Here is a 9,555-nt window from a genome sequence, read left to right as displayed (position 1 = left end):
GATACTATATACCCAATAATCATTTATATTGATAGTTATTAAAAATGCATGAAATTAGTATAAATGTTTCTATTAGGACAATTTCATATACAAAACGTTATAAGTGTCGTCAACATTTTATGTTGATGATGAGAGGAAAACGGGTGAGAATCCCGTGCTGTCCCGCAGCTGTAAATAGGGAGCCTGCTTCGAACAAGCGTCACTGAAGGAAACTTTGGGAAGACGGAAGTGAAGGTGATGATCTATGAGCCAGAAAGCCTGCTTATAATAAGATTCATTGTTGACTTACGCGTGATAAGGAGATGGATATGTGGGTGCAGTCTGGGCTGTTATTTGATTTTAACTTTTGGCCGCAGTGTGCTTCAATAGGCAGCTTGCCTAAATCCGCATAGAATCCGTCTTTTTGTTAAGAAGACGATTCTATGCGGATTTTTATTTTATCCGATGACTAACCCGCTCTAATACTCCCGCCTCCATACGCGGTGAGTACAGAGCGACTAAGTCCCTGGATAACGTCGACTAAGATTCAGCTGGAGCTTAAAACTCCGTCTGAATCAAGTCTAGTTTATAGAAAGGAGAGGGTGATTTGAAGGGAAAAGAGCTCTTACATCGCTTACTGCAGATGGTTATTACTCTTTTCGGTGTGAGTCTGCTGACATTTTCGCTGATGTATCTGTCACCGGGAGATCCGGTAGAGATGCTGCTGGAGGTAGCTGACACCATTGTTTCAGAGGAAACGATTGCCGAGACGCGGGCGCAGTTGGGGTTGGACCAGCCGTTTCATGTACAGTATCTCCGCTGGCTTGCAGGTGTCTTACAGGGAGACATGGGCATGTCTTATTCGGCAAAAATGCCGGTAGCTGACCGTCTCTGGCAAAGTTTGCCGGGAACAATGGTGCTCGCTGCCTCGGCGACGGTGATGATGCTTCTGATCTCGGTGCCGTGCGGGATACTGTCGGCGATATACAGAAATCGTGCTGTTGATTATCTTATTCGCGGCATTTCGTTTTTGGGCGTATCCATGCCGAGCTTTTGGGTAGGACTCATCTTGTTGTATGTTTTGGGGCTGAAACTGAGATTGTTCCCGATAGCGGGCGGTGAGGTATCGTTCGACCGGATGGTGCTGCCCTCGCTGACGCTGGCCATCGCGATGGCCGCTAAATACACTCGGCAGGTGCGTACAGCGGTTTTAGAGGAACTGGGACAGGATTATATCATTGGCGCACGGATACGGGGCTTTCCCATGCGGAAGATTCTCTGGCAGCATGTGCTGCCGAACGCGTGCCTGCCGTTGATTACGCTCTTGGGTCTGTCAATTGGCTGGCTGCTGGGTGGCGTGGCTGTCATCGAGATGGTCTTTTCCTGGCCGGGGCTTGGCAAAATGGCCGTACATGCCATTGAGATGCGCGATTATCCTCTGGTACAGGGCTTTGTCCTCTGGATTGCTGTTTTGTATATGGTGATCAATCTGCTGGTCGATATCTCCTATACGTATCTTGACCCGCGGCTGAAGAAAGGGGGCTGCTGAGTGGTGCTTTGGACAAAGGACAAATTCTTATTCTGGCTGTACACATTTTTTGTCCTTTTGATTATCGGTTTTGCCCTTTTTGCACCCTGGCTGGCTCCTTACGATCCGTATGATGCGGTGATGCGTCAGTCCCTGCAGGCCCCGTCCGAAGAGCACCTGTTCGGGACGGACAAGCTAGGGCGGGACTGTTTGTCACGCATAATTTATGGGGCGCGAACCTCGCTGATGATGACGCTGTCGCTGGTTGCCGTTATTACAGTGGTGGGAACTTTTATCGGCGTGCTGGCAGGTTACATGGGCGGCAAGGTGGATACCGTACTTATGCGTATTGTCGATATGATGCTGGCCTTTCCGGGTATCGTGCTGGCTATTGCCATTGCCGGCATGCTGGGCGGCAATATCATCAATGCAATCTTGGCACTGGCGGCGGTGAGTTGGACCAAATACGCGCGTTTGGGGCGTAGTCTGACACTTAAACTGCGCGAGCGTGATTTTATCGCCGCGGCCGTAATAAGTGGGACAAAACCGCTGCAGATTTTATGGCGCCATATTTTGCCTAATATCCTGCCGACGATTGTTGTAACGGCCGCGATGGACATCGGTACGATGATCATGGAATTGGCGGGGTTGTCCTTTTTGGGCTTTGGCGCGCAGCCGCCGACGCCGGAATGGGGGCTTATGCTCAATGAGGGAAGACAGCATATCCAGACAGCTCCCTGGCTGATGCTTTATCCGGGGGCGGCAATCCTGATTGTAGTAGCGATTTTTAACCTATGGGGAGACAGCCTGCGCGATATCCTGGACCCGCAGCGGGCCAATTGACTAAAACACAGATGGGGAAGGATGAGATTTCTTGAAAAGATTAGGAAAGTTAACCTGGGTACTTATGATACTCTGCCTGGCGGCGGTCTTTATAGCAGGCTGCGGCAGCAGTGGTAAAAAGGAAGCCGACACAAAGACACTGAAAATTGGTGTAACCAATTTTGCCGATTCACTGGAACCAACGGAAAATTATTTTGGCTGGGTTGTCATGCGTTATGGCATCGGGGAAAGCCTGGTGAAATTTGATGAAAAGATGAATGTACAGCCGTGGCTGGCTGAAAGCTGGCAGATCAGCGCCGACCACATGACCTGGACCTTTAAAATCAGAGACGGGGTGAAATTCTCGAACGGCAAACCGCTGGATGCGGCTGCTGTTAAGGCATCTCTGGAAAGGGCCTTTGCCAAGAATAAACGGGCGGTAACGTTTTTTAAGTATAAGGAAATGAAGGCTGACGGCCAACTACTTACGATCCACACAGAAAAAACGGAGCCCAATATGCCGGGATTTTTAGCCGATCCGCTCTTTTTAATTGTGGATGTATCGGCTGAGCCGGCCCGTAATTTTGCCAAGGAAGGACCGATTGGCACCGGGCCGTATATGTGCAAGACTTTCGTCAAGGATAAAGCAGTTTTGGTGAAAAACCCCTATTATTGGGACGGCGTAGTGCCTTATGAAACTGTTGAAATCCCCTCCATAGATGATCCGAATACACGGGCAATGGCTCTGCAGTCCGGTGAGGTAGATATGGCGGTCAATATTGCGGCAGGTGACATTGGTCTTTTTAACGATAAGGCAAAATTCCATGTCGACAGAATTGCCTCGCTGCGCACCGTATTGGCCCGGATTAATCAAAAAGGCGTTTTGGGTGATCCGAAGGTTCGTGCGGCATTTATCAGTGCCTGCGACCGAAAGGTATACAATGAGGTTATTCTGAAGGGCACCTTTATTGAAGGCAAGGCGCCGGTACCACCGTCGATGGATTACGGTTTCGATCAGCTCAAAGATCCGAACAGCTTTAATATCGAACGCGCCAAACAACTTTTGGCCGAAGCCGGCTGGAAGGATGCTGACGGCGACGGCATCCTGGAGAAAGATGGGAAGAAGCTTACAGTTGATTTTGTCGTATACAACAGCCGCGCCGAACTGCCGATTTACGCAGAGGCTGTGCAGTCTGATGCGAAAAAGGTCGGTTTTGATGTAAAAATCAAGACGGTGGACTATAACCTGATCGATAAGATGGGGATTAACGGTGAATATGGGCTTTTGATTTCCAACATTACGACTGCCAATACCGGTGATCCGGAGATCTTCCTGAATTGGTACTGGAAAACGAATACAAACGGTGATAACCCGCAGAACGGCTCCGGTTATAGCAATCCGGCACTGGATGCGAAGTTTGCCGAACTGTCCACAGCGTTCGACCGCCAACAACGCCGCCAGCTAATCATTGATTGTCAGCAGATCATTATGAACGACGGGGCCGCTCTGTTCCTGGGATATCCGGAAACAAACATCATCAGTTCGACCTCAATTGAAGGCGCCCGGATGTATCCGTCCGATTATTATTGGCTGACCAATAAGATTAAACCGGCTAAAAAATAATAGTACACGAAGGAGAACTGAAATGTTGCTAGAGGTATCGGAGCTTTCAGTATCCTATGGGGAACGTGAAATCGTCCGGAATGTGAATGTATCGCTTGATGAAGGCGAGGTCCTTGCCATTGTAGGCGAAAGCGGCAGTGGCAAGACAACGGTTATCCGCGCGATTCTTGGCTGCCTGCCGCATGAGGGGCGTGTAAGCGGCGGAAAAATTCTCTTTGAAGGCAAAAATCTCTTGGACAATACCCCTGCCGAGTGGTGCCGCCTCTGTGGCCCAAAGGCTGCCATGGTGTTTCAGGACAGCGGCAGCATGCTGGATCCCATTCGCCGTATCGGCAGCCAGTTTGTGGAGTATATCCGCGAACACTCGCCGCTGACAAAAAAGGAAGCAGCCAAGGCGACACAAGCTATGCTCCGGAAAATGCACTTGCCCAATCAGGAAAACATCATGAAAAGCTATCCGTTTGAACTGAGCGGCGGGATGCGGCAGCGTGTCGGCGTGGCCATGGCGATGTTTTTTAAACCGCGTCTGCTGCTGGCGGATGAGCCGACATCGGCGCTGGATGTGACAACGCAGGCGCAGGTGGTAAAAGAAATGATGGAGATTTGCCAACAGGATAAAACGGCAATCATTATTGTTACCCATAATATCGGTGTGGCCGCTTATATGTCAGATAAGCTGATCGTCATGCAGGCAGGCGAAATCGTAGAAGCCGGTAGCACGGATGATATTATCGCCCGGCCGCAGTCGGCGTATACAAAAGAACTGTTAGCAGCGGTACCGCAGGTTGGAGGAGAAAGCTATGTCAGCTGACAAGGAACCGATTCTGGCAATCGAGCATGTCGTAAAGCGTTTTCCGGCAGCTGACGGGTGCATGCTGACAGCCTGTGATGACGTGTCGCTGTCGCTGTATCAGGGAGAAACGCTCGGCGTTGTTGGTGAAAGCGGCTGCGGTAAAAGCACGCTTGTAAAACTGATCATGCAGCTCCATGCGCCGACAAGCGGGGCGATATGCTTCCGGGGCGAGGATCTGACCCGGCTTAAGGGAGAGCGAATGCGGCAAAGCCGGCGGCATATTCAGATGGTGTTTCAGGATCCGTCGCAGGCCTTTAATCCGAAGATGAAGATAAAAGACATCCTGTGCGAGCCGCTGCGCAACTTTAAGCTGATCAAAGGCCGCGAGGCGGGAGACAAGGCTGAAGAGCTTTTGCGTATGGTTGAGCTGCCGGAAGAGTTTGCCGACCGCTACCCCGGCAACATGAGTGGCGGGCAGCGGCAGCGCATCGGGATTGCCCGGGCACTGGCGCTTGAACCGGAAATCCTCGTTTGCGATGAGGCGACCAGTGCGCTGGATGTATCGGTGCAGAAAAAGATCGTAGAACTTCTGGTCAGAATACAGCAGGAAAAGAATCTGTCCATGATTTTTATCTGCCATGACTTGGCATTGGTATCGCAGATAAGCCATCGGATTGCCGTCATGTATCTCGGCAATATCGTAGAGGTGCTTGCAGGCGACGTGCTGAATGAAGCCAGGCATCCTTATACGAAGGCGTTGCTGCAGGCGGTTTTTCCGGTGAAGAAAAAAGGGGGCACAGTCATCCGGCCGCTGGCAGGCGAGATACCAAGCCCGCTTGACTTGCCGCCAGGGTGCCCGTTTCAGAGCAGGTGTCCGGAAATCATGGGGATATGCCGCAAAGAAAAGCCGGTGCTTGAGGAGCTTTGGCCAGGGCACAGTGCTGCCTGCCATTTATTAAAGCCGCAATCAGGGACGCTGCAGGCCGACACCAACAGAACGGCAGTTAGCAGGACAGGAGAGGAAGGTTACGATGGACGCCCGGAATATAGTGATTCGCAAGATTGACAATAATGATATTGACTGCGTGCAAAATTTCTTGTTAGGACAGCTGCAGGACCTCTTTTCCCAGGATGGACAAGGTGCGATTACCGCTGATGTCTGGGGACTGGCGAAGCTGTATATTGAGCCTGCCCGCAATCAAATGTGGGCGGCGTTCTCCCCTGAGGGTGCTGTTATCGGGACGATTGCGATTTGTGAGTATAATGACCGGATTGCCGTTCTGAAAGGGCGCTATCCCGGGAAGACGACGGCGGAAATCGGTCGTTGTTATATTGACAAAACGCTCAGGCGTCAGGGGATTGGCGCTAAGCTGTTAAAAGAAGCGGAAGACTTTTGCCGTCAACAGGCGTACAACATGATTTACCTTCATACGCATCACTTCTTGCCGGGCGGGTTTCATTTCTGGCAAAGCCAGGGCTTTGAGATTACTCTCGATGAAGGTGGTTCCTATCAACTGGTTCATATGGAGAAGCCGGTACGGCCTGTGCAATAATATACGAGTGAAATGAGAGGAAAGATTATATGCAAAAGAAAATAGCGTTAGCCCTCGGAGCCGCTTTCAGCATAAGTGTAGCGGGGACGGTACTGGCTGCATCGGCCAATTTATTTGCTGTGGTTCCAGAGCATCACTGGTCTTACAGTGCAGTTGGGCAACTGGCCAAAGCCGGTATTGTCGAGGGCTTCGGCGGCAGTGTTTACCGGGAGGACGTTATGCTGACCCGGGTCGAAATGGCGGCTATTGTTGCTAAAGCCATCGCTAAAGCGGATAAGGCCGGCAGCGAGGATCAGGCGGTGATAAAAAAGCTGCAGGCCGAATTTGCGCCGGAACTCAATATGGGCAGCACGGACAATACCGAACGCCGTCTGGAAAAGTTGGAAAAAGGCAAGTCTTCAGTGAAAATCAGCGGCGATGCACGGCTGCGTTATCAAAGCAACTGGAATCAAAATGCTACAAATAAGGATGCAAAAAACACTACCCGTATGGAGCAGCGGGTACGGCTGAACATCTCTTCGGAAGTAGCGGAGAATGTAACTTTGCTGGGCAGGGTTGCCGCAACTAATCGATCAAATGTTAGAGGGGTAAATGAGCTAAGTAAAACCTCCAAAAATAACACGGTAAGCTTTGATCGGGCGGAATTCCAATGGAAAAATAAAGAAACAGCCCTTTCTGTTGGGCGTATTCTACCTGCATTAGGACAAGGCCTGCTTTGGGACTACAATTCGGTAGACGGGGCAATGGCTACTTATAATTTTGGCAATGCCCAGTTATCGGCCGGTTATGGTGATCTCGCCGCTTATACGGCAAGCGGTAATACTACTAATGCTTTTCTTGCCAATTTGAAAGTAAATGTCGGATCAGCTACCAATATTACAGTAGGACATCTGAATACCATGTCAAATAATTTCCTGGATAAAGATAAGAATAAAATACAATATGATTTGGAACAAACCGCAGTGGGCTTTACAACGAAGACCGGCGAATTTACGGTCACCGGTGAGTATGTTAAGAACAGCGATAGCAAGCTGCCTGCAAATGCTCAGGATCATGGCTACTGGGGGCGGCTGCTCTGGAAAGGCATTGATAACAGTAAGCCTGGCACCGTTGGTATCAGTTTTGACTATTTGAGTCTCGGTAATTGTGCAATTGACTCTTATAATAATCCCGGGACATTAGTTGTAAGCGGCGGTAATAGTACTACCGGTATTGGCGGCGACGGTGCCAAAGGCTATGGCTTTGGCGTTCAGTATGTAGTTGCGAAAAATGCCAATGTAGAAGCCCGCTATTATAACCTGAAACCCTATGACCAAGGGAAATCTACCTTCAGCAGCTATAAGGACTCTTACCATTTAATCGGAAACTTCAAATTCTAATCAATTGGGCTACTTAAGTTCCAGGAGGCTTTATGCAGGAAAAACAAAGTACAGCCATCACACTGGCCGATCATAAGCACTTCCTGGCTCTGGCCATACCGCTGACGATTACAACCCTTTCCACTCCTTTATTAGGCGTGGTGGACACGGCAATCATGGGCCGTCTGCCGCAGGCCGCCTATATTGGCGGTGTATCCATCGGTGTGCTGATCTTTAATACTCTTTACTGGCTGCTGGGCTTTCTGCGGGTCAGTACTTCCGGCTTCAGCGCCCAGGCAAGCGGGCTGAGGGAGCAGCAGGGCACCACCCTGGCGCTGCTCAGACCCATGGGAATTGCTTTGGGCTTAGGATTGCTGCTGGTGGTCTTGCAGCAGCCCATCAAGATCGCTGCGTTTGCCCTGCTGTCGCCGAATGAAACGGTACAGGCCATTGCCGACACCTATTATGACATCCGGATTTGGGGCGCTCCCTTTGCTCTGGCCAACTATGTCATTACCGGCTGGCTGCTGGGAATGGCCAAGGTGAAGCTGTCTCTGTGGCTGCAGGTAACCATGAATGTATTGAATATGATCCTTGCCGTATATTTTGTTGCCGGTCTTGGTATGTTGGCAGACGGGGTGGCGATAGCCACCCTCATTGCCGAGATTGGAACAGCGGTCATCGGCACAGCAGCGATTTTCAGGACAGGACTCATCAGTTTGCGGGGGCTTTCACCTGCTGTTCTGGCTGATTCTGCCGCATTACTCAATATGATGCGAGTAAATGGCGATTTGTTTATCAGGACCGCCTGCCTGTTAGCAGTCTTTAATTATTTCGCGGTCTACGGTCTGCGCTACGGCGACACAATCCTGGCGGCTAACGCTGTATTGCTGCAGCTGCATTATGTCATTGCCTATTTTCTCAGTGGCTTTGCTAATGCCGGTACTGTTTTGGTGGGGAAAGCAATCGGTGAGAAAAACCGGCAGCTGTATGCCAAAACGATCACCTTAACAGCAATGTGGGGCGGGGGGACAGCCATGCTGCTGGCCCTGGCGGTTCTGCTTTTCCGGGAGCCGCTGATCCTGCTGTTTACAACCATCCCGGAGGTGCAGCAGGTGGCACAGCAATATAGTTACTGGATTGTCATTTTCCCGCTGGCCGCTTTTTGGGGACTTCAGCTTTACGGCATATTTGTCGGTGCTACCCAATCGGCACCTATCCGCAACTCCATGCTTTATTCTCTTGTAGCGTATTTTCTGCTGTTATGGTTTGCAGTACCGCTTCTGCATAATCACGGAGTATGGCTTGCTTTTATCGTATTCAGCCTGGGACGATCCTTATTTCTGTGGGTGTATTTACCGAGATTGAATAAAGAGATCATAAATATGGTTAAATAAGAAAATTGTCCTTTCTGCACCGTTACCAGTGATACGAGAACCGCATCATTGGTGATGCGAAAAAAGGTTCCAAGGAGTTCAAAAGAAAACATGAAATAATAGCATTAATCCTGCAAAGTTTTAATTTGCAGGATTTTGTATTCTTATGGCAAATAATTATAAAACATTGTAAAGAAAGCGGTAATGTAAACCTTATAGTTTAGTATGGACAAATAGCCATTTTGATGAGTTGAAGAGGAAGCTATCGTCACTGAGCCGGGAGCCCATAGAAAAAGACCATGAAAGGCATGTAATTCCCCAGATTTTTGCCCGCAATAATGATACGCACAACCGTATGGTTGGTGAGGGCGAAAATTGGCCTTAATCCTTGTGTAATTTGAGGCGGATGTTATTATTACCACACCTTTGGCACAGCCTATATTAGAAAAGATAGGGAAGTTGTTTTTAGTATGATATTGACAAAAAAGAAACATTCTCAGGTATACTAGCTATCATTATAAT

The 9,555-nt window shown here is 49.6% G+C and carries 8 protein-coding genes and 1 riboswitch; all 8 genes read left to right on the top strand.

Annotated elements, in window-relative coordinates:
* Positions 1-84 precede the first annotated feature (84 nt).
* A riboswitch (cobalamin riboswitch) is annotated at positions 85-280 on the top strand.
* Between the two features lie 306 nt (positions 281-586).
* Entirely contained in the window at positions 587-1,528 is a 942-nt protein-coding gene (nikB, locus tag VN379_RS13575; RefSeq protein WP_325534689.1) for a nickel ABC transporter permease, read from the top strand.
* Entirely contained in the window at positions 1,529-2,350 is an 822-nt protein-coding gene (gene nikC / locus VN379_RS13570) for a nickel transporter permease (protein WP_325534687.1), read from the top strand.
* A gap of 64 nt (positions 2,351-2,414) precedes the next feature.
* Positions 2,415-3,953 (top strand): ABC transporter substrate-binding protein, encoded by a 1,539-nt coding sequence (locus tag VN379_RS13565; RefSeq protein WP_414714996.1) that lies wholly within the window; start codon positions 2,415-2,417, stop codon positions 3,951-3,953.
* Positions 3,954-3,975: 22 nt separating this feature from the next.
* Positions 3,976-4,764 carry an ABC transporter ATP-binding protein gene (locus VN379_RS13560; protein ID WP_325534683.1) on the top strand — a complete coding sequence of 263 codons (789 nt, stop codon included), beginning with the start codon at positions 3,976-3,978 and terminating at the stop codon, positions 4,762-4,764.
* Entirely contained in the window at positions 4,754-5,812 is a 1,059-nt protein-coding gene (locus VN379_RS13555; RefSeq protein ID WP_325534681.1) for an ABC transporter ATP-binding protein, read from the top strand. Before VN379_RS13560 ends, VN379_RS13555 begins: the two co-directional genes overlap by 11 nt.
* Complete coding sequence (locus tag VN379_RS13550; protein ID WP_325534679.1) at positions 5,778-6,299, top strand: GNAT family N-acetyltransferase; 522 nt, start codon at positions 5,778-5,780, stop codon at positions 6,297-6,299. The genes VN379_RS13555 and VN379_RS13550 overlap by 35 nt, the downstream gene beginning before the upstream one ends.
* A 29-nt stretch (positions 6,300-6,328) precedes the next feature.
* Entirely contained in the window at positions 6,329-7,678 is a 1,350-nt protein-coding gene (locus VN379_RS13545) for a putative porin (RefSeq protein WP_325534677.1), read from the top strand.
* Positions 7,679-7,710: 32 nt separating this feature from the next.
* Positions 7,711-9,054, top strand: a complete 1,344-nt coding sequence (locus VN379_RS13540) for an MATE family efflux transporter (RefSeq protein ID WP_325534675.1) — start codon at positions 7,711-7,713, stop codon at positions 9,052-9,054.
* Positions 9,055-9,555: the final 501 nt, after the last annotated feature.

Source organism: Sporomusa sp. (genome assembly GCF_035561255.1).
In the GTDB taxonomy this organism is placed as follows: Bacteria; Bacillota; Negativicutes; order Sporomusales; family Sporomusaceae; genus Sporomusa.
This window is presented reverse-complemented; position numbering and strand designations above follow the sequence as displayed.

What these genes read in the sequence shown, in the direction of transcription:
- VN379_RS13555 (WP_325534681.1), top strand. Translation starts at nt 4,754, where the DNA reads ATGTCAGCTGACAAGGAACCGATTCTGGCAATCGAGCATGTCGTAAAG.
- VN379_RS13560 (WP_325534683.1), top strand. Translation starts at nt 3,976, where the DNA reads ATGTTGCTAGAGGTATCGGAGCTTTCAGTATCCTATGGGGAACGTGAA.
- VN379_RS13550 (WP_325534679.1), top strand. Translation starts at nt 5,778, where the DNA reads ATGGACGCCCGGAATATAGTGATTCGCAAGATTGACAATAATGATATT.
- VN379_RS13565 (WP_414714996.1), top strand. Translation starts at nt 2,415, where the DNA reads ATGATACTCTGCCTGGCGGCGGTCTTTATAGCAGGCTGCGGCAGCAGT.
- VN379_RS13540 (WP_325534675.1), top strand. Translation starts at nt 7,711, where the DNA reads ATGCAGGAAAAACAAAGTACAGCCATCACACTGGCCGATCATAAGCAC.
- VN379_RS13545 (WP_325534677.1), top strand. Translation starts at nt 6,329, where the DNA reads ATGCAAAAGAAAATAGCGTTAGCCCTCGGAGCCGCTTTCAGCATAAGT.